23 protein-coding genes and 1 pseudogene are annotated in these 20,481 nt (G+C 38.8%); 15 read left to right on the forward strand and 9 right to left on the reverse strand.

Going from position 1 to position 20,481, the window contains the following annotated elements:
• Positions 1 to 102 precede the first annotated feature (102 nt).
• The 6 genes from J2756_RS08645 to J2756_RS08670 all read left to right on the forward strand — a co-directional run bounded on the left by J2756_RS08645 (position 103) and on the right by J2756_RS08670 (position 7,887).
• The gene (locus tag J2756_RS08645) at positions 103 to 1,551 is read left to right on the forward strand and encodes an RtcB family protein (protein ID WP_209584696.1); all 1,449 of its coding nucleotides are present in this window, start codon (positions 103 to 105) and stop codon (positions 1,549 to 1,551) included.
• A gap of 83 nt (positions 1,552 to 1,634) precedes the next feature.
• The gene (gene mtnP, locus J2756_RS08650; RefSeq protein WP_209584697.1) at positions 1,635 to 2,423 is read left to right on the forward strand and encodes an S-methyl-5'-thioadenosine phosphorylase; all 789 of its coding nucleotides are present in this window, start codon (positions 1,635 to 1,637) and stop codon (positions 2,421 to 2,423) included.
• Positions 2,424 to 2,657: 234 nt separating this feature from the next.
• Positions 2,658 to 3,572 carry a quinolinate synthase NadA gene (nadA, locus tag J2756_RS08655; RefSeq protein ID WP_209584698.1) on the forward strand — a complete coding sequence of 305 codons (915 nt, stop codon included), beginning with the start codon at positions 2,658 to 2,660 and terminating at the stop codon, positions 3,570 to 3,572.
• Between the two features lie 108 nt (positions 3,573 to 3,680).
• Positions 3,681 to 4,685: a hypothetical protein gene (locus J2756_RS08660; protein WP_245316007.1), complete on the forward strand. Its 1,005-nt coding sequence runs from the start codon at positions 3,681 to 3,683 to the stop codon at positions 4,683 to 4,685.
• 174 nt (positions 4,686 to 4,859) lie between these two features.
• Complete coding sequence (locus J2756_RS08665) at positions 4,860 to 6,656, forward strand: MJ1255/VC2487 family glycosyltransferase (protein ID WP_209584701.1); 1,797 nt, start codon at positions 4,860 to 4,862, stop codon at positions 6,654 to 6,656.
• 100 nt (positions 6,657 to 6,756) lie between these two features.
• Positions 6,757 to 7,887 (forward strand): DUF763 domain-containing protein, encoded by a 1,131-nt coding sequence (locus J2756_RS08670; RefSeq protein ID WP_209584703.1) that lies wholly within the window; start codon positions 6,757 to 6,759, stop codon positions 7,885 to 7,887.
• Between the two features lie 18 nt (positions 7,888 to 7,905).
• On the opposite strand, the gene J2756_RS08675 is transcribed toward J2756_RS08670, so the two are convergent.
• Entirely contained in the window at positions 7,906 to 8,271 is a 366-nt protein-coding gene (locus J2756_RS08675; protein ID WP_209584705.1) for a CcdC protein domain-containing protein, read from the reverse strand.
• A gap of 448 nt (positions 8,272 to 8,719) precedes the next feature.
• On the opposite strand from J2756_RS08675, the gene J2756_RS08680 reads away from it, so the two are divergent.
• Both J2756_RS08680 and J2756_RS08685 read left to right on the forward strand, forming a co-directional pair.
• Positions 8,720 to 9,028, forward strand: coding sequence for a DUF4064 domain-containing protein (locus tag J2756_RS08680; protein WP_342593126.1), 309 nt, complete (start codon positions 8,720 to 8,722; stop codon positions 9,026 to 9,028).
• 22 nt (positions 9,029 to 9,050) lie between these two features.
• Positions 9,051 to 9,506, forward strand: a complete 456-nt coding sequence (locus tag J2756_RS08685) for a hypothetical protein (RefSeq protein WP_209584707.1) — start codon at positions 9,051 to 9,053, stop codon at positions 9,504 to 9,506.
• Positions 9,507 to 9,572: 66 nt separating this feature from the next.
• Here the strand turns inward: J2756_RS08685 and J2756_RS08690 are convergent, their stop codons facing one another.
• Both J2756_RS08690 and J2756_RS08695 read right to left on the reverse strand, forming a co-directional pair.
• Complete coding sequence (locus J2756_RS08690; RefSeq protein WP_209584710.1) at positions 9,573 to 10,019, reverse strand: universal stress protein; 447 nt, start codon at positions 10,017 to 10,019, stop codon at positions 9,573 to 9,575.
• A 114-nt stretch (positions 10,020 to 10,133) separates the two neighbouring features.
• The gene (locus tag J2756_RS08695) at positions 10,134 to 10,445 is read right to left on the reverse strand and encodes a hypothetical protein (protein WP_209584712.1); all 312 of its coding nucleotides are present in this window, start codon (positions 10,443 to 10,445) and stop codon (positions 10,134 to 10,136) included.
• Positions 10,446 to 10,754: 309 nt separating this feature from the next.
• Between J2756_RS08695 and J2756_RS08700 the strand changes: the two genes are divergently transcribed.
• From J2756_RS08700 to J2756_RS08710, 4 genes and pseudogenes are all read left to right on the forward strand, one after another.
• Positions 10,755 to 11,102, forward strand: a complete 348-nt coding sequence (locus J2756_RS08700; RefSeq protein WP_209584714.1) for a DUF2085 domain-containing protein — start codon at positions 10,755 to 10,757, stop codon at positions 11,100 to 11,102.
• Between the two features lie 29 nt (positions 11,103 to 11,131).
• Positions 11,132 to 11,203, forward strand: a pseudogene (locus tag J2756_RS11715) (zinc-ribbon domain-containing protein); the annotation flags it as partial.
• 12 nt (positions 11,204 to 11,215) lie between these two features.
• The gene (locus J2756_RS08705) at positions 11,216 to 11,728 is read left to right on the forward strand and encodes a hypothetical protein (protein ID WP_342593129.1); all 513 of its coding nucleotides are present in this window, start codon (positions 11,216 to 11,218) and stop codon (positions 11,726 to 11,728) included.
• A gap of 53 nt (positions 11,729 to 11,781) precedes the next feature.
• Positions 11,782 to 12,156 (forward strand): zinc ribbon domain-containing protein, encoded by a 375-nt coding sequence (locus tag J2756_RS08710; RefSeq protein ID WP_209584718.1) that lies wholly within the window; start codon positions 11,782 to 11,784, stop codon positions 12,154 to 12,156.
• 9 nt (positions 12,157 to 12,165) lie between these two features.
• Here J2756_RS08710 and nudC read toward each other — a convergent pair whose 3' ends face one another.
• Positions 12,166 to 12,996: an NAD(+) diphosphatase gene (nudC, locus tag J2756_RS08715; protein ID WP_209584720.1), complete on the reverse strand. Its 831-nt coding sequence runs from the start codon at positions 12,994 to 12,996 to the stop codon at positions 12,166 to 12,168.
• Between the two features lie 209 nt (positions 12,997 to 13,205).
• Between nudC and J2756_RS08720 the strand changes: the two genes are divergently transcribed.
• A complete protein-coding gene (locus J2756_RS08720; RefSeq protein WP_209584722.1) occupies positions 13,206 to 13,595 on the forward strand; it encodes a hypothetical protein in 390 nt (129 codons plus the stop codon).
• A gap of 1,066 nt (positions 13,596 to 14,661) precedes the next feature.
• A complete protein-coding gene (locus J2756_RS08725; RefSeq protein ID WP_209584724.1) occupies positions 14,662 to 15,600 on the forward strand; it encodes a tetratricopeptide repeat protein in 939 nt (312 codons plus the stop codon).
• A gap of 148 nt (positions 15,601 to 15,748) precedes the next feature.
• Here the strand turns inward: J2756_RS08725 and J2756_RS08730 are convergent, their stop codons facing one another.
• Positions 15,749 to 16,183 carry an Hsp20/alpha crystallin family protein gene (locus J2756_RS08730; RefSeq protein WP_209584726.1) on the reverse strand — a complete coding sequence of 145 codons (435 nt, stop codon included), beginning with the start codon at positions 16,181 to 16,183 and terminating at the stop codon, positions 15,749 to 15,751.
• A gap of 292 nt (positions 16,184 to 16,475) precedes the next feature.
• Here J2756_RS08730 and pdxS point away from each other — a divergent pair, with 292 nt between their 5' ends.
• A complete protein-coding gene (gene pdxS / locus J2756_RS08735) occupies positions 16,476 to 17,357 on the forward strand; it encodes a pyridoxal 5'-phosphate synthase lyase subunit PdxS (RefSeq protein WP_209584728.1) in 882 nt (293 codons plus the stop codon).
• Between the two features lie 70 nt (positions 17,358 to 17,427).
• On the opposite strand, the gene J2756_RS08740 is transcribed toward pdxS, so the two are convergent.
• The 4 genes from J2756_RS08740 to J2756_RS08755 form a co-directional block, all read right to left on the reverse strand.
• Positions 17,428 to 18,360 (reverse strand): P-II family nitrogen regulator, encoded by a 933-nt coding sequence (locus J2756_RS08740; RefSeq protein WP_209584730.1) that lies wholly within the window; start codon positions 18,358 to 18,360, stop codon positions 17,428 to 17,430.
• A gap of 132 nt (positions 18,361 to 18,492) precedes the next feature.
• Complete coding sequence (locus J2756_RS08745; protein ID WP_209584740.1) at positions 18,493 to 18,963, reverse strand: PhoH family protein; 471 nt, start codon at positions 18,961 to 18,963, stop codon at positions 18,493 to 18,495.
• 191 nt (positions 18,964 to 19,154) lie between these two features.
• A complete protein-coding gene (locus J2756_RS08750) occupies positions 19,155 to 19,856 on the reverse strand; it encodes an MBL fold metallo-hydrolase (protein WP_209584743.1) in 702 nt (233 codons plus the stop codon).
• A 70-nt stretch (positions 19,857 to 19,926) separates the two neighbouring features.
• Positions 19,927 to 20,409, reverse strand: a complete 483-nt coding sequence (locus tag J2756_RS08755) for a GTPase domain-containing protein (RefSeq protein WP_209584745.1) — start codon at positions 20,407 to 20,409, stop codon at positions 19,927 to 19,929.
• Between the last annotated feature and the right edge of the window lie 72 nt (positions 20,410 to 20,481).

The raw sequence follows: 20,481 nt of genomic DNA on the forward strand, positions 1-20,481 counted from the left end.
ATTTCGGGGCTCAAATCAATTAAATTCATGAAAATTGTTTAAATAGATTTGTTTAAGTATTATTTCTTTAAAAAAGAATCTACTATTTTGGAGAGTCATATTATGGTCGCAGACGAAAATTTAAGTAAAGTAAGAGATTGTGTATGGGAAATTTCAACCAGCTACAAAAAGGGTATGAGGGTTCCAGGGAGGATTTACCTGGATGATGAGGCCATAAAAACAGTTGAAAAGGGAGCACTGGATCAAGTGGCCAATGTTGCGTGTCTGCCAGGTATCCAGAAATTTTCAATAGGTCTTCCTGACATACACTTCGGCTACGGCTTCAGTATAGGTGGAGTTGGGGCTTTCAGTGCAAGAAATGGAGTTATAAGTCCCGGGGGGGTGGGTTTTGACATAAACTGTGGTGTAAGGCTTGTCAGAACCAACCTCACAGAAGATGATGTTAAACCCCGGATGAAAGAACTTCTGGATACTCTCTTTAGAAACGTGCCATCAGGAGTTGGAAGCAAGGGTAAAATAAGGCTTAAAGAGGGAGAAATCAATGATGTTCTTAACCTCGGTGCAAGCTGGGCTGTTGAAAATGGATATGGCTGGGAATCCGACCTTGAATACCTTGAGGAGAATGGAAGAATGGATGAAGCAGATTCCTCCAAGGTCAGTGACAAGGCCAAGAAGAGGGGAATACCCCAGCTTGGATCCCTTGGATCTGGAAACCACTTCCTGGAAATACAGAGGATGGATGAGATCTTCGATGAAAAAGCTGCAAAAACCTTTGGAATAGAGGAAGGCCAGATAACAGTCATGATCCATTCAGGTTCCAGGGGATGCGGCCATCAAATATGCTCAGACTACCTCAGAACCATGGACAAGGCCTACAAGAAGTACAAGATAAACCTCCCAGATAGACAGCTTGCATGTGCACCTGCAGATTCAGAGGAAGCACAGGACTACTTCCAGGCAATGGCAGCTGCAGCAAACTACGCATGGACCAACAGGCAGATGATAGTTCATTGGGTAAGGGAATCCTTTGAACAGGTCTTCAAACAGGATGCAGAAGACATGAACATGGGAATAGTCTACGATGTAGCCCACAACATAGCCAAGAAGGAAACACATAAAATAAAGGGTTATGATATGGAGCTTTACGTCCACAGGAAAGGAGCAACCCGGGCATTTGGTCCTGGAAGAGAAGAAATCCCAGCAAAGTACAGGGATGTTGGACAGCCAGTACTTTTGCCTGGAACAATGGGAACAGCATCATACGTACTCCACGGTACAGAAACTGCAATGGAAGAAACATTTGGATCAACGGCACATGGTGCAGGACGTTTAATGAGTCGTGCCGGTGCAAAAAGAGAATTCAGGGGAGAAGAAGTTAAAAAACTTCTTGCAGATAAAGGAATACTCATAAGGGCTAATTCCATGCCTGTTGTGGCTGAAGAAGCCCCAGGTGCATACAAAGATGTTGATCAGGTTGTTCAGATTGCCCATGAATCAGGAATATCAAGTCTTGTAGGTAAAATGGTACCACTTGGAGTTGCAAAGGGATAAACTTCAAATCAGTGGACTTAAATTTTTTTATACTCAATAAAAGTGAAATTTTAATCTTTAAATGGAAATCTGAAGGTGCACAGATGATAGGAATAATAGGCGGTACAGGTATATATGAGATAGTTGAGATGGGTGAAGAAATTAAAAACCAGGTTCTTCAAACACCCTACGGTGAATCACCAGAAATATCCATCTTTAAGTTACATGGAAAGACAGTTGCATTCATGCCAAGACATGCAAAGGGCCATGCAAACCCTCCGCACATGATAAACTACAGGGCAAACATATACGCACTTAAAAAGATTGGAGTGGACAGTATAATAGCCACAAATGCAGTTGGATCACTGGATCTATCAATAGGGCCTGGAGATTTTGTTGTGCCCGATGACTTCATAGATTTCACACGTGCAAGGAATGGAACCTTCTACGACACAAGAACTGTACATGTGGATGTAACAGAACCTTACTGCCCCAATTTAAGGAATGCTTTAATATCCTCAGGAGATGTTGTGGATGGGGGAGTTTACGTCTGCACTGAAGGCCCGAGATTTGAAACTCCTGCTGAGGTTAAAATGTTCCAGAAACTGGGAGGTACAGTTGTTGGCATGACTGGCCTGCCTGAATCAGTACTTGCCCGTGAACTTGAAATGTGCTACGCATCAATATGCACAGTATCCAACTATGCTGCATCAATATCACCTGGAAAACTCACCATAGACGAAGTCTTCCAGATAGTGGAGGATAAGCGGAATGAACTAACAGCAACCATAGCAGGTGCACTGGATAAAATATCATCCCAAAGGGACTGTGCATGTAAAGAAGCATTAAATGGTGCTGAAATAGGGAATGGTGGGGATTCAGAGGATCTTTAAATAGCAGTGGCTTCAAATCTTTTTTAAAACTTTAATCTACTTTTTTTAGGAATAATATTTTGAAGCTTCCTTTTTTCAGTTTCTAACTTTAACAATAGTTATTTAATAAATAAATGGAAAACTAAATAATGTACAAAGATCTAAATAACTACTTCAATTCACACCAAATTTTTGAGGATTACATTATTCTCATTAAACTGCCTACTTGGGCAGTGAAATTATAAGGCGATTATCATGTTGAATGATCTGCAAAAAGAAATCATAAAACTCAAAGAAGAGAAAAATGCCACAATACTGGCCCATAATTATCAAACCGGCGATATACAGGAGATAGCTGATTTTATTGGTGATTCTCTGGAGTTATGTATAAAGGCCTCTGAAATAACAGATTCCCAGCTCGTTGTATTCTGTGGTGTTGATTTCATGGCTGAAACAGCTGCAATAATCAACCCAGATAAGAAAATAGTCATTCCTGATAAAAATTCAGAGTGTCCAATGGCCAACATGCTCCCTGTTGAAGAACTTAGGATGGCCAAGAAAAGGTACCCTGACGCAGCAGTTGTGCTCTACGTTAACACCCTTGCAGAGGCAAAGGCTGAGGCAGACATACTCTGCACATCAGCAAATGCTGTTAAAGTTGTTGAAAGTCTTGATGAAGATTTGATACTCTTCGGACCGGATATGAACCTTGCATGGCATGTGCAGCAGCAGGTGGACAAGGAGATAATTCCTGTACCAGAACATGGGCACTGCTACGTTCACAGAATGCTCAGCCTCCATGAAATGCACAATTTAAGGGAGAAGTATCCTGATGCAGATATAATGATCCATCCAGAGAGTGACCCTGAGGTTCAGGAATTTGCAGACTACGTTTTAAGCACTGGAGGTATGATGAGGCACGTTGCAGAATCTCCAAAACAGACCTTCATAGTGGGAACTGAATACGACCTTGTAACCAGGCTCAGAAGGGAAAATCCAAATAAAACAATTATTCCAGCATTAAATGATGCAATATGTGAAAACATGAAGCTCCACACCCTTGAAAAGGTTAAAAACTCCCTCTTAAATGAGGAGTTCCTTGTCACAGTTCCTGAAGAAATAGCCAAAAAAGCAAGAAAAGCAATAGAACGAATGATCGAGCTTTCATAAAAGGGACCATTGAAACTAAGTATAAAACAAGTGTAGAACTAACGAATATACTCAAGAGTTAAATAAAGTGAAATCAAGGACATACGAAACAGCTGTGGTGATGAAAACTTGCGAATTGACCGCCTTGGATTAACAGGAATTGTACTGATAATTTTAGGAGGCATACTCCTTAAAACTGGTTTCATGGACAACGCAGTGGCCACAGTATTCTGGCCCATACTTGAAGGCTCATCTGAAGGTAAAGCCGTGATACTGCTGGTTATGATGGGAAGTCTCCTGCTTTTAAGTTCCCTCATAACTTCAAGCTCCAGACTAAACCCTAAAATCTTTCCTGGAAAATGGTTCAATGGAAGGAGGTACCTTCTAATCTCCCTTGTAACCATGTTCGTTACCTGTGTGGTTGGTTTGCTCATTGAAGTATGGATAAGACTTAAATTCAATGTTTCGTTGTTTACAGTGTTCACTGCCATGAACCCAACCCCCAGCACAACCAGCATAATGCACACCCATGTCTTCAAATCAGTGATTGGATACATGGTGAGTTTGATGGGTGAAACTGCACCCCACCACATAAACACTGGCTTAGCAATTATCCAATACTCTTCACCCTTCGCCTTCCTTGCACTGGTATCCCTACCATTGGCATACATAGCAGGTCTGCTTGCAATGACGGGTATGAGGGATTCATATAAGGTTGTAACCTCATTTGGACTCGCAGTGGCCATCATAGGTATGATGGATGGAGGAATGTTCTCACAGCCATTTCTCATAGGATTTGGTATCCTGCTCTTCATTTACTCTGCAAAAAACAGTTTTTCTCCAAGGACACTGGTCAAACCTGTTCTGATCATATTCCTCATAATTCTTGCAGGGTTTGCAATTGAAATTGGAGGCACCAACACAGATCACTACACACTCACAGTTATAAACCAGCATGAACCAGTTAACATGACCTCATACAACGTTACAGATGTACAGCACATTGATGATAAAACTATTTACACCCTAAAACCTTCTGGAGGAGATAAAGAAATTATTAAGAAGGTTTTTGTTGATTTCAAGGGTAAGGCAGATGGTTCCTTCATGACCTGGAACTTCTACTCTTACGTGTAGGAAATTCTGATCCATAAAATCTAATTCAAGGAGAGTTTCAAACAACCTTACTTTAAATTTAATTAAGGTTGTGCAGGGATCAAGGTTATTTATAGATCTTCAAACACAATTTATAATCCAAGAAGATCAAATCTTTTTTTAATTCAGAAAGAATCAAATCATTCAAGGGAGAACATGAAGCTCAGTATCATCATTCCAACACACAACGAGGAGGAGTACCTTCCAAAACTGTTGGAAAGCATTAAAAATCAAAATTTTCAGGATGACTATGAAGTCATAGTGGCAGATGCAAGTTCCACAGATAGAACAAGGGAAATTGCAGAATCCTACAACTCCAGGGTGGTTGAAGGAGGATTACCTGCTCTTGGAAGAAACAGGGGTGCTGAAGCATCATCTGGAGAATACCTTCTCTTTTTAGACTCTGATGTGATACTCACTGAAGGTTACCTGGAATCTGCACTTGAAGAGTTCATGGAAAACGATCTTGGTATTGCCATCACACAGATGATACCCTTAAGTGACAGCAGAATTGATAAGATATCCCATGATTTTGCCAACTTCTTCATGAGGAGTGTTGAATCCATAAAACCACATGGGGCAGGTTGTTATGGAATTTTAACAAGAAGAGAGCTTCATGATGCTGTTGGTGGTTTTGATGAGGCCATAGACTTTGGAGAGGACACAGATTACATCGAAAAAATTGCAAAGATAAGCTCCTTCAAGGTTTTAAGAAGGCCCAAACTTCTTGTTTCAATAAGACGCCTTGAAAAGGAAGGAAGAAAGGCCATAGCCTTTAAGTACGCTAAAAGCACCATATACCAGTTTTCAGGAAGGAAGATAACAGCTGAAGAATTGGACTACGACTTCGATTACTCCAATGAGAAGGTACTGACCGAGAGAACCACTGGAAAGAAGAGGATCATATACTCACTATGTGGTGAGGGAATGGGTCATGCAATACGCAGTGGAGTTGTAATAAAACACCTATCAAAGAAGTACGATGTTGTTGTTTTTGCAAGCGACAGAGCATATCAATACATCTCAAAAAAACACGACAAAGTCTATGAAATAGGTGGTTTCAACACAGTCTATGAGGACAATAAGGTCAGTAACAGCAAAACATTTGTTAAAGGAATGAAAGGACTTCCAAGTGATCTTAAAAATAATTTAAGACTTATGAATGGTGTAGTTAAGGAGTTCAAACCCCACGTTATAGTATCTGATTTTGAGTTCTATGCAAACCTCCTGAGTAAGATAGTGAAGATACCCCTTATAAGCCTGGACAACATCAGTGTTCTAACACAGTGCGAACTGGATGTTCCCAAAAAATACCGCAGCGACAGGTTAAAAGCTGAAGGAGTGGCATATTCCTTTATAACTTTACCTAAGAAGTACCTCATAACCAGCTTCTTCAGGGCACCCCTTAAAAATCCTGAAAAAGCAGTGATGTTCTCACCCATACTCCGTGAGGAAATACTGAACCTAAAACCGGAAATGGGGAAACATATTCTTGTTTACCAGACGAGCACGTCCAACCTGAAACTTCTGGAGCTTCTGAAGAGGGTTGGAGTTACCTGCATTGTCTATGGGTTCAACGAGGATAAAAAGGATGGAAACCTCCAATTCAAGAAGTTCAACGAGGATGAATTTTACACGGATCTTGCATCATGCAGGGCAATATTAACCAACGGAGGATTCACCCTCATAACAGAGGCTCTTTACCTGAAAAAACCGGTTTTGAGCGTTCCTGTTAAAAAACAGTTCGAACAGATACTGAATGCCCTATACATTGAAAGGTTGGGCTATGGAGAGTTCCATGAGGAACTGGACAGGGAACTATTGATGAATTTCCTGGAAAATCTTGACAAGTACCGGAAGGAGTTGGAAGAATCATACAAACCTGCAGGCAACCAGGAGATACTGGAAGAACTTGAGCGAACCATTGAAAAGTACGCCCTTGACTTTGATTAAACATTCAAATACCTTTTTTTACATAAAATACATAGAAGAAAAACATTTTTATTTGCATGAAGATCCATTTTAATCACAAATAAAAGGGATGATAAATTAGATGCAGTCAAGAAGTGGAGTTGCAAACCTTCCCCTTCATGGGGGACGTGCACCTAAATGGCTTTTTAACCGAATGGTTAAGCTCACAGGGAGCATTGTAGATGTACTGCTCTACGAGTACGATGCCGATGAATTTTTAAGAAGACTTTCAAATCCCTACTGGTTTCAGGCATTCTCCTGCGTCCTGGGATTTGACTGGCACTCCTCAGGAACCACAACAACAACATGTGGTGCCCTTAAAATGGCAATCGATCCTGAAAAACATGGAATAATGGTTGCAGGTGGAAAGGGGAGGGCATCCAGAAAAACACCAGCAGACATAGAAAATGCAGGGGAGATCTTCTCACTACCCACGGGCAGGGTGGAGGAAATGGTCACAGCAAGCAGGTTATCAGCTAAAATAGACAACTCCTGCATCCAGGACGGCTACGGACTCTACCACCACTCATTCATCCTAACTGAGAAGGGAAAATGGGCAGTTGTACAGCAGGGAATGAACCCTGAAACACGCTATGCAAGGCGTTACCACTGGCTTTCTGAGGGAGTGAAGGAATTCGTGGAAGAACCACACAGGGGGATATGTTGCGACAAACCAGAATCAGAAACACTTGACATGACAGCCCATGAAAGCAGTGAAACAAGGGATATGAGTGTTGATCTTATCTGCGACAACCCAGAACACCTGAAAAAATACTTCAAGGACAGAACACCCCTTAAGGAGAAGTCTCAGATGAGCCTGGATTCATACTTCTCTGAATTCAAGATGCCGCGCCACCATCCAGTTCTGGATATGGACTTATCAGACCGGGAATTTGAGGTCTTAAAGAATGCCTGGGAACTGCAGCCTGAAAACTATCAGGAACTGATTTCACTTGGGGGAATGGGACCCAAGAAGATACGCGCACTTGCACTGATATCTGACCTTGTTTACGGATCTGAGCCAAGCTGGAAGGACCCTGTGAAGTACAGCTTCACACATGGAGGAAAGGACGGCTTCCCTTACCCAGTTGACAGGGAGGTTTACGACCACTCAATCTGGACCCTTAAAGAGGCCCTGAACCAGGCCAAAATTGAGGAGAAAGAGAAGTACCATGCTGTTAAACGGTTGGAATCCTTGATTCAGAATGAATAAAATCTAAAATTCACTTTTTTATTGGGCAAGATTTACCCTCTTCTGCCTCAGATATTCCATGTAAACGTAGGCACGTCTGGATATCATTGCACCAAGGGTCATGGTTAAGAAGATGGATGTTAAAACACTGAGGTTTATGTATCCAGTTCCGTTAAGAACATCTTTTCCAAGTATCTTAACTGCTATTATGATGATCCATACTGTCACAGCCAGAATGGATCCCTTGAGAACCATGGATCCATCTTCATGGACTTTTACCTTCATAAGGGAACCTATGCCTATTCCCATGCCCATCCCAACTGCAAGACCTGCGGCCACAAGTGCGAAGGCTGTGATGCTTGAAGATGCGCTGGTGTAAATGGCTGCTCCTGTTACAAGTGTCATGAATACTGGCATCATGAACAGTTTTCTTGCCGGACCTTACGCTCCCGCAGCTGAAGTATGAGAATTATCATGATGATGACGAGAAAGGTCTGATTCATATTGTTGGCATCTGGATAAATCACGGTCATTAACTAAACCTCAAACTAATTTTGGTAAAACAATGGTTTTTTTATAAATGTAAGATGTTTGATGTGATATTTAAACTATTTTCAGTTTTTAAGAAGATGGGTTTAATTAAGTTTTTTTCAGCATCATTTTTATTAAAAATTTACAATTGATTATTTTTACTAACTATTAATTATTTGAATTAAATAATTCAATAAATACATTATCTTTTAACAATTATTATATAAATTTTTTCATTTAATTTAGAATATAAAATATTATATATAATCAATTCAATACTTAACATTAACAAGCATAGGGAGGTATTGAAATTTCTGAAGAAGTGAAGGAAACATCAAGGACGATTGAACTTGTCCTGGGAATGGTAGGTGGAATTTTTGGTATTTTGGGCGGAATATTTGCAGTGATGTTTGGAGTATTCGACTCTGAAATTACAGTTTTAGGAGTAAGCGCAATTTTAGCATCTATATTTGGCATAATAGGTTCTGTACTGGTAATGAAAAACCCAAAGGTAGGAGGAATAGTTCTGATTGTGAGTGCGCTCTGGCTCTTGATCAGCATATCCCTCTTCGGAATTCTCGGAGCGGTACTCATGGGTGTGGGCGGATTGCTCGCGGTAGTGAGGAAATGAAATTTAAATGGAGGAATGAAACATGAAAAAGGTATTTTTAATAGCAGTTGTACTTCTTGTTGCAGCTGTGGTTGCTGTAAGTGGATGTGTGGATTCTGGATCAGACTCCTCAACAGATAACTCTTCTGGAAACACACAGGCTGCATCAAGTGATGCATCTTCAATAACAGTAAACAACCTAGAGGCAAGTGCAGGCTCCTACGGAGACTACGAAGTCACAGCTTCAGTAACACCAACCAAGGATATGGACTACATGGAAATGGTTCTTGTATGGTATGACTCCAGCGGCGCAGTTCTTCAAAAGGATCCCCTTGCATGGAACATCAACAACGCCAAGACCGGACAGACAATAAAGGTTAAAGGAACGTCCTACATCGACACTGGGGAACCAGCAAAGGTGGATGTTATGTTCTTTGACTCAGTCTTCTCAGACGGTGATGAGTCAAGTGCAATATACAAGAAGACCCTCACACTTTAGGGTTTTAACCTATTATTTTTTAAAAAAAGATTTTGATCTAAGGTAACTCAAAAAAAAGGGTTGAAGTTAAGCCACAACTTCAACTGAGACTTTGGCCCTTCTTACAACCCTTTCGGTTGTCCTTCCAAGCACGAGTCTTTCAATTCCGTGTTTACCTGATTTACCCATTACAACCTGGTCAATTCCCTCTTCTTCTATGGTTTTGAGGATGACCTCTGCAGGTTTCCCTCCTTTTATCATGGTTCGGAATTGGATATTGCTGCAGTGTCCACCACATTTTCTTTCTTCCAGGGTTTTTTGGAAGTCTGCAACAGCCTTTTCACCGTCAACCTTTAAACCTGCTTTGATCTGGTTTATGAGTTCATCCTGGGGCAGGGCCCTCAAGTATTCAGTGTCTATCACGTACAAAACAATGATCTCTGCACCTTCTAATTCTGCCATGGCCATGGCCTGTTCTCCAGCTCTTTCAGCCTGTTCTGATCCATCTGTAGGTACCAGTATTCTTTTTCCCACAATAATCACCTACTATCTATCTGAAACTTTATTGTTAATAGATTTTTTGGATAAACTTCTTTTTAACTTCAAAATTTCCCAATTTCCCAATGAACTGAGAATATTATCTGAATTCTATTCCAACTCTCTCTTATTTGGAATTCTTGGAATTTCAGAAGCACCCTTTCCAGATAACTTACCCCTGGCATAGGTTTTTTCACCTTTTTTTGCCTCTTTATCTGTTATGGGTTTTATAAGTGCGTGTTCCATGATGTAGCCCTGTTTCAAGACTTCATCCAGAACTGTCTGGAAATCCTTCCTGGATAATTCTGGATATTCATTTCTTAACTGTTTGTAAAGCCTTTTTTCAAGATAAATTCCATTACGATTTTCTAATAGTTCACAGGCCTTCTCTTCTATCCTGGATAATTCTTCGCTAGAAGTCATTTTGTAACCTCCTTTCTGCCCCTCTTTTCATGGGGTTTGGTTTCAATTAACTTTCTTAAGATATGTTTTTTATGGGGAATATAGGTTTGGTGGGATCAGTTGTTCCATTTCAATGATTAATTGAGATGTAAGTCAGAAAATTTAGAATTATGTTAAACTTTTTAATTAGATGTATGGAATGTAATTCAATTATTTGGTATGGTTCATGAGGGGTTCACTTACTTTAGTTTATGTTTACATAGTAATCTACAAAATTGTTTAGAAAATATTATATATGGTCCGTTCAATACTGTCCATTAACAACCAGGAATGATCATAATGAGAAATTTTATTATTTGTCACAGAAAACCTGAGAGAACCTTTAAAATTAGGGGGCATTATTTCCCGGTTTGTTCAAGGTGTACTGGACTTTACATTGGTGCATTTTCATATTTCATTTATGCATATTTCTTTTACGTGGAGTACTCTTTATCATTAATTGCACTGGCAATTTTAATGATAATTCCAACCTTTACTGATGGATTTACTCAACTTTTAGGTTTTAGAGAGAGTAATAACATTTTAAGATTTACAACAGGATTGATAGGTGGGTTGGGGCTTGGAATTTTGGTTAAAGCCTTGAAATGGGGGATTATAATGGGTTTACGCCCTTTATAAATTTATAAAATATATGGAGGCGAAAATAAGTGACGAAAATTTGTCCAAAGTGCAGTACAGAAAACCTTGATAATGCAGGTTTCTGCCAGAGTTGTGGTGCTGATTTGAAGAACGTGGTAAGTTCAGCAAAACCTACTGAAACATCAAGTGGTGGAGCGGGGGGTTTCTGGAATAATCAGAGTAAAGGAGGTAAAATAGCGATAGGGTTAGGTGTTTGTTGTATAGGTATTATATTGATAATTGCTATAGCTGGAATGTTTGCTCCTGATGCAACTACTACAACTACAAATACAAGTCCAGATACTAGTGCTTTATCAGATAATACCTCCTCTGCTACTGATACTAGTTCTACTACTAATGCAGCATCTGGAATACAGATACAAGTAGATTATTCAGGTTCATGGAGTGGATCTTATGGGGATGAAACAGGACAACAATCCGTTGATGGATCTGGAACCAAAACAATTGACGTAAGTGGGAATCCTAGTATAGTTTCAGCTGTCTTCCAAAAAAAAGATGATGGAAGTGGAACTTTGACAGTAAATATATTAGAAGATGGAAGTGTAGTGGAAAGTAAAAGTACTTCTGCTGAGTATGGGGTAGTTTCAACATCTCATTCCTTCTAAAAATACTTTTTTTCTTTTTTTGGATAATTAAAAATAAAGGAGGTTATGTTTTTATGTTAAAGAGCAAAAATGAATTAATAACTGATGAAAAAGGAGGATTTTTTGCTTTTGGACCATGGTGGTTTGTATTACTAATAATGGTAATCGCATTTATTGCTTCAGCATTAAGTAAAAATGATGTTAAAGAGAATCCTCCTAAGAAAATTTATGATTATAATCCAACTAAAACCTTAGTTAACCCTCTAACATTGCATATTATTTGTCCAAAGTGTGGAAATTATAATTCGGAATCTGCCAAATTTTGTACTGGATGTGGTAGTACTTTGGTTAAGAATGATCATTTATATTGTTCTGAATGTGGTGCAATAAACTCATTAAACGCTAAATTTTGTCAAGAATGTGGTAAAGAGTTGAATTTTAATCAGTAATCTAAATTCTCAGTCTGAATAGTTCTCAACAAACCACTCAATAAGCTCACTTGCAATACTGATCATAGAGGACATCCGCGGAACCTCATCTGCATCAAACCATTTAGCATCTGTTATTTCGTTCCCATCAACATTTATCTCGCCGCTTTCATATTCTGCTGTAAAACCAACCATCAATGAATGGGGAAAGGGCCAGGGTTGGCTTCCGAAGTATTGGATATTTTTAACCTTCAAACCCACTTCCTCTGCAATTTCACGCTTGACACCTTCTTCCAGGGTTTCTCCAGCTTCTACAAATCCCGCGATGAGGCTGTACCTTTTAAGGCCGTAGGAATGTTTGGCCAGGAGGATTTTATCGTCCTTTACAATTGCAGTTATCACTGCAGGGGACAAACGGGTGAAGCTTGTAAATCCACATTCAGGGCAAATTTTGGACATTTCATGTTCTGAAGTTACGGTTGGAGCCCCGCATTTACCGCAGAACTGATGATTTTTATCCCAGTTTATAACCTGAATGGCCCGACCAGCCACGAGGTAAATATCTTCATCTAAAACCTCGTAGATGGATCTTAAGTCTTCAAAAGTCATGTCATCTGGGGCTGTGGTTCCTGGTGCAACTTCGGCAGTGTAGCATGGATGGCCTTCGAGGGTGCCCAGGTATTGTTCTCTAAGTGGGGAAAGGGAAAAATCATTTAGATTTTCAGTAAAAGGAATCTTAAAATCATTTTCAGTGTTTATGAGCAATTTATCAGAGTTGAAAACGAACCAGTAAGATGGACTGTTCTTTTCCTTGGGTGTGAAAGAAGGTTCGTATCTTTTGTAGATGGTTTCTCTCTTCATAGCTAATAGATAATTTGGGCTTTGGATAAATAATTATTTATGAGGTAGCACATGGCGCTTGTTGAAATTGGAAAGGAAACTAAATAAATTTTCATTAGCTAATCAACTGATTTTAATAACAATCAGATGGCCTTTACGGAATTCTCTCCATAATCACAATACTTATATATAACATATACACCATAGTATGGTGAAGGAGGGGATATGTTATGGATGATGTTACAGATAAAGATTTGAGAACACTTTTAGATGATGCACAGGAAGATCTTAACACAGTTTTAAGGGAATTACTTGAAACAAACACATTCTCTTATCCCAGCAGTGAAAGATTGGAAAAAGATCGGGATCTACTTGAAAATGCGCTTGAAAATACTATTGATCTCTACGAAATCAAAAAAATAACACGATTAATGCAGCTGATATACGGAGCACTTGACGAATACCAACGCAGACAAAAACCACGCATGATTCCACGTAACTACACCTTACGTGAAGACCAGATACGCAAAATCAAAGATTACGCCGCTGATAATCAATTAAATAATGTCAGCGCAGGATTAAGAGATCTAATCGATATAGCCTTTGATGCACTTAAGTGAAGTACCTTAAATCTATAAGAAAATATTTTAAATTGGAATTTAACCTTCAAAAACATTCTTACAGATTTATAATGTGTACCAGCATTTTCCTCAAAAAATCCAAAACCAATTTTAGATACAGGACATTTTTTCCGTGTCACTGTATTTTTGACTACACATAAACAGGTTCAGTCTTAGGCTGAACCATCACTTGGGAATGTGGTGTTCCTTGCAAAGTGTCTTGGGTAAGTTTTCATTGGGTTATCCTATGTAAATAACCTTTAAACCCCATTTTACTTCACCTGGTGCCCTTAAAGGACAATCTACTTAATCACTGTCTGGATAGTTAGGCTTGTCCATACTATTACTATCTACAATGCCACAGAAGTTCAGTAGTTCAATCCTTGTGCATGTTCCATTGAAATTTCAACCCATAATGAATGCGGAGCTTACACAACACAACTATAAGTTCTGCAACTCTCCTTCACATCCCCTATTTTTTTCTTTTACAATTGTTTGCAGTTAATAATATTAAGTGAAAAAAAATTATTGTTGGGTTGTGTAGGGCTGAATCTTTATTTTTCAGTAGGTGTTTCGGTTAATTCAGGTTTTCTTCAATGTTTTTTGTTAGTTATTACTCCAATATAACCTCCAATACTTGCAGATAAGAAATATAGAATTTTACTTATTATAATATAAGTTTCATGGGTATTTTGGCCATATATTAATTGTAAAACTGTGGAACTATAATGAACTTCAAGATAAATTAAAAGAACTTTTAAAAGAATTGCAAAATCTATTTTTCTAAAACTTCATCAAAATAGTGTAAATAAACTGGTAGGGGTATATGTGGTGCTCATTTTATGCTAATTTGTACCAATTTACCATGCCCTACATATTATGAGATTTAATAATGAAAATGGGGTCTGAAATGATGTACTTCGTAATATAAACGTTTAACGAAGTAAATTTTGGGAAATCTACTGTGAAATCCAAGATGCCCCCATAATTAATATTAAATATTACAAAATTTATTAATAAGATCAGATGGAAGTTTTAGTAATTAAATCAGGTTAGAGGTTAAACAATGGTGAATTATACAATAGAAATGATAATAGGATTGTTTGTGATTACAGCAGCTATCTTCCATCCTGTAAATGATTTAATTGATGTACTCATTCCCATAATCCTTGCTGGTGGGGCTGTAAAGTTTATAGGTGCTTTTTTCAATTGGAGGGAAATATACCATAAAAATAATTACCTAATAACGGTAAACACAGCTTTAATATTAATATTGATTTATTTCTATCAATCCAATGCATTTTCAAATATCTACCTCTCTGGTGTGAACTGCCTGTACCTCATAGCACTGGCTTTCATTTTAATATCACTTATGGCCTGCTATGAATTCACAGGGAGAATGGAGAAATACCATAATGTTATTGAGTACAACAAACTCCTGAAGATTGACCCAACAGATGTTAAAATATGGAACAACAGGGGAATAGCACTGGAGGAACTTTCAGATTTTGAGGGGGCAGTTAAATCCTATGAAAAAGCAGTTGAAATAGATCCAAGCTACGTCAAAGCATGGTACAACGGCGGAAATATTCTTTCAAAGATGAAAAGGTATCAAGGTGCAGCAGAATTCTACAAGAGGGCACTGGAATGGGATCCAGAAAACACCAAGGTATGGAACAACATGGGAAACAACCTAATTTCAGCTAAAAAGTACACGGAATCAATAAACTCCTTCGATCAGGTTTTAAAGTTGGATCCTAATAATTTCAAGGCCACCTACAACAAAGGATACGCCCTTGAAATGTTGGATAGGTATACTGGGGCACTGGAATGCTACAATCAGGTTCTGGAGTTGAAACCAGAGGATCCTGAAAGCTGGTACCGTAAAGGTGTGGTTCTGGAGGAGTTGGGTGAAAAACATGAAGCTTCCAGCTGTTATGACACAGCATTGAACCTGAACCCAGACTTCAAAGATGCAAGGCATGCAAGGAATGAACTTCAGTAGCAATGAGAAACTGAAAAAAAAGTTGATCAATCCTAATAAAGGGCCTGTCCCTCGGTGGGATTTAAAAATACCTTGTCAATGGATTTATCTTAAAAAAAACTGTTCAATTAATAGAAATTAATTAATAAAAAAAATAGTGAAGTGGAAATTATTTTATCTCCACTGTGAGTCCTTCGTTCTTTTCAAGCTTTGGAACTTCCACTGTTAAAACACCGTTTTGATATTTGGCTTCAGCTTCTTCAGGCATAACTTTTTTAGGGAATCTGACACTTCTCCTGATGAAACCTGCCTTTCTGTCATGATGTGTTACATAGTTGCTTCTTTCTGCATGTTCCTCTTCAAGCTTGGCTGTAACTTTCATTTTCGTTTCAGTTACCTTCAGCTCTATATCTTTTTTCTTTATACCTGGAATGTCTATGTGGACTATAATGCTGTCGTCTGTCTCTATTATGTCCTTACCAGGAACGAAGGTGTAATCGACTACTGTTTTTTCAATATCATTTTTGATGCTGTCGATTGTCTTAGCTGTATCTTCCAGCATCTTCTCAACCAAACTCTTACTATCTGAAATTGTTTTTCTCATTTTTTATCGCCTCATTTTTTGAGTCAGCACTCCTTAAGTCAACATCTTATATAAAGTTTGTGATCTTTGAACCTCCAGGTAGAAACTACTGAAAACTAGATTCTACTTCAGGGGGAGAATACAAACAGTTATAATAATCCAGAAACTAAGTTTATAACAAGTTATACAATTTTAAAAATTGAATATTAAACAGTTTCATATCCTGATCTTTTCAGGGGAGAACTGTGATTAAACAGAATATAAAAAAAACTAATTTGAAGCGTATAAAATTTAAATTTGGAGGTATTTGTTTATGTTGCATGGAACTGAGGTTATTAAGAAGGGTTTTGCTAAGATGACTAAGGGTGGGGTTATTATGGATGTTGTGAATGCTGAGCAGGCGGGTGTTGCTGAGGATGCTGGTGCTGTGTCTGTTATGGCCCTTGAACGTGTGCCTGCGGATATACGTGCTGCTGGTGGAGTTGCACGTATGGCGGATCCTTCCAAGGTTCAGGAGATCATCGATGCTGTGAGTATTCCTGTTATGGCTAAGGCCCGTATTGGCCACTTCGTTGAGGCTCAGGTGCTCCAGTCCCTGGGTGTTGACATGATCGATGAGAGTGAGGTCTTAACTCCTGCAGATGAAAAACATCACATCGATAAGACACAGTTCACCATACCCTTTGTCTGCGGTGCAAGAAACCTGGGAGAAGCACTACGCCGAATAAACGAAGGAGCCGCCATGATACGAACCAAAGGAGAAGCAGGAACCGGAAACATCGTAGAAGCCGTCAGACACATGCGCGTAATACAAGGAACCATCAGAGAACTAAAAGACAAAACAGAAGAAGAACTCTGGGCCGTAGCAAGACGTGAAGAAGCACCACTCGAACTCGTCAAAGAAACAGCCAAACAAGGAAGACTACCAGTTGTCAACTTCGCAGCAGGAGGCGTAGCCACACCAGCAGACGCAGCACTCATGATGCAACTCGGATCAGACGGAGTATTCGTAGGAAGCGGAATATTCAAATCAGAAAACCCAGAAATAGTAGCAAAAGCAATAGTACAAGCCACAGCACACTACACAGACCCAGAACTAATCGCACAAGTCTCAACCAACCTCGGAAAAGCAATGCCAGGACTCGAAATCAGCACAATACCAGAAAACCAAAAACTACAAAAAAGAGGATGGTAAAAAACCCACTCTTTTTTTAATTCACTTTTTTTAATCCATTTATCATCATCTATCTTTAATTCATTTATCTTTAATCTATGGCTTCTTCTCCCTCTTCCAAGGTTCTAACTCTTAAAACTCTTTCTATAGGTGTTATAAGAATTTTATCATCAATATCATCACTTTTAATTGATCTGACTGCCTTCAAAACGTACTGAACATCGTCCTTTTTTAGTATCATGATGATCTCGGTCTTCACCTTCAGCTGGACATCGTACTGGCTGCATCTGTAGGTCTCCATTGAAGTATTCTGGTTATCAACGTACTTGGTTTCAACAACTGTCATGTTGGAAAAACCATGATTTTCAAGGGTTTTAACCATTCCTTCAAGTTCTATTGGGTGCATGAACATTCTCAGCTTGCAGATATCATGGTTTTCGGATTCCTCAAGGATGTCCTTGAGTTTCTCAAGTTTTTCAGCGTCTCTGAATCTGTTGTGCACTTTTTTAGAGTTGAAAACCTTCCTGTACGTGTACTCAGATTTTTTAACATTTACATGATTTTCCTTTTGTTCTATTAACTTCAAAAGTAACCTGAAACCATCCTGTACACCTATTCCCTCTGTTGCAATGGTGGGAATGATCATGGAACCTTCTAAATCTCCATTCAACGATGCATTATTCAAGTCCTGTTTGTTTGAGAATACAACATGGGGGATGTTCATTGAAAGGATCATGTCCCTTACTTCATAGTCTGTTTCCATCACACCCCTGGAGTTATCAATCAAAATGATTATACCGTCTGCACACTGTCCATTCTCAAAGGATAAGAGAACATCTTCGAGGGATTTAAACCCCTCTTCCCCTTTAAAACTGAAGAGATAATTCTTCTGGTTGTTTATGATTGCCCTTCCGTAGGAAGCACTTAAAATATTTGAATTTTTACTGTCAATCCCTTCAACTGCTGTTTGTTTGCCTGAATCTGGAGGTCCTACTACTAGTATGTTTTTACTGCCTTGCCCCATCACTGAACATCCCCTCTCTGTACCGTGTCATATGTTCTCCGACTTCTGTTGCCTTTTTTTACATAAAACTTATTTCATATTTTACTTTTTTAAGTGTGATTCTACCTTTTTATTCCTCTCAATTATTTAAAATCATGTTTTGCAGTGTGTTTGATAATCAGCTCCTCCATTTAGCTGTGACATCATGTTTAAAAGTTTTTTTATGCCTGTATCCACCCTTGAAGATACATCTTCATCTGTGTATATCACAGGAACACCTTCAGATGTGCTAAGGTTGGTGGGAGTACTGTTTTCATGGTTGGTGAATATCACGTAGGGCGCTTCACCCATCACAGATTTCATGCTTTTTATTTGATTTTCAGTCATATTTTGGCAGCTGTCCAGAAATATCAGGGCACCATCCAGATTTTTGGACAGAACATCCTGCATGAATCTGAATTTTTCATCCTCTGCTGGACTGAAGAAGTGGATTTTGGTATTTTCAATAACTGCAGTTCCATATTCCATTGAAACAGTTTCTACCAGTTTACTGCATATCTTCTTCAGTGCATCTCCTTTACTTGAACCTGGTGTTCCAAACACCATCACTTTTTTTGTATTCATATCTAAAACCCCTTATAGGAAATAGGAAACATACTTCCGATATTACTTAAGGTAGTTTAAGTATATAAATCTTTCTACGAATATGGGCCTTAAAATCAAAAAATACGTCTTCCAATTCTGTTTTCAAATTAAACATCTGTTATTTATTTATAATTCTTTTTTATACTAAAATTTAACATTTTTCTTAACTTTTAGCACGTTAAATTTCTGTTTTTATCCTTTAGGAACTTTTCATGATTTATGTTTGCATTTTTTATGGCATTTTCAATGTCTTCCTCAACGTTTCTTGAAATGTTTCCATGTCCTGGAAGCAGAAGATTGATCTTCATGGTGTTAAGCCTGGCAAGGGAATTTATGTACTCCCCATAGCTTCCAGAGCTTGATATATCGGATATTGTTCCCTGGGCGAAAACTGTGTCTCCTGAGATTAAAAATCTTCTTCTGGGTTCGTAGATACATAGGGATCCTGATGTGTGCCCGGGAGTGTGGAATATCTTCAAAAACCAGTTTCCAGTGTCTATAACATTCATGTTCTCTAACCACATGTGGACGTGGTAGCCCTTGGGGTCGTGTCCGTGGGCACGGCAGAGCAGTACTTCGTCGTCTGCAGAAACTATCTTGGTTGCTGCGTACCTGTGGGTCAAGATTGGAACTTTCTTCTGTAGAAATTTGTTGGCTCCGAAGTGATCCGCATGTTCATGGGTGTTTATAACAAGGCTCAGATCATCTGCTTTTATTCCAATTTCCTCTATGTCTTCCTTTAAAATGTTGAAGTGTTTTTTTGTTCCTGAATCCACAAGAACATTCATTTCATCACTCAAAAGAAGATAGGACTGGCAACTAGGTTTACCAGTCTTTAAAAGGTACATATTCTGCATTATCTTTTTGTACATGAGCCCTCTCTTTCTTCATCATTTATCCTGGCAATACATGTCAATTTTTAATGATTAATTTTTTCAGTGGTTAATTTACAGACGATTTGATGGTTACAACTTCCAGTGCACATTTGTTCTGATGGTACTGGTAGGGTGATATTATTTTCAAGAGTGTTTCAACTGCACCAACCATACACGCGGTTTTCATGGCAACTGTTGGTACTGTAGGAGCATGGGAATGAACCTCTAATTTTCTGTTTGTTAAATCCTGTTTGTTTGCCAGGATCACGTGGGGGATGTTTCTTTTTTCCAGATAGTTCATCAACTTTGTATCGTCTTCAGTTACGCCTTTTGTACTATCTAAGAAGACCAGTGCCCCATCCATATTCACTGGAAGTTGTGTGAATGTTTTTGGGTAGGATGAACTCCAACAGCATATTTTCTGCCCGTTTATAAATGCTGTTCCTTGTTCCCTTTTTCCTTTCTGCATCATGCTCTGACAAAAATTTTCCAGGGCTGTTGTTTTCCCTGAACCCGCGCCCCCAATAAGGGCAATTCTTTTAACATCCATTTTTTATCATCCCTTTTCTATTCCTACATGCCTTCTACTGTTTTCTTTGTCTCTCTTCCTTTTCACTTTACC

This window comes from Methanobacterium aggregans (assembly GCF_017874455.1).
Classification (GTDB): Archaea; Methanobacteriota; Methanobacteria; order Methanobacteriales; family Methanobacteriaceae; genus Methanobacterium_C; species Methanobacterium_C aggregans.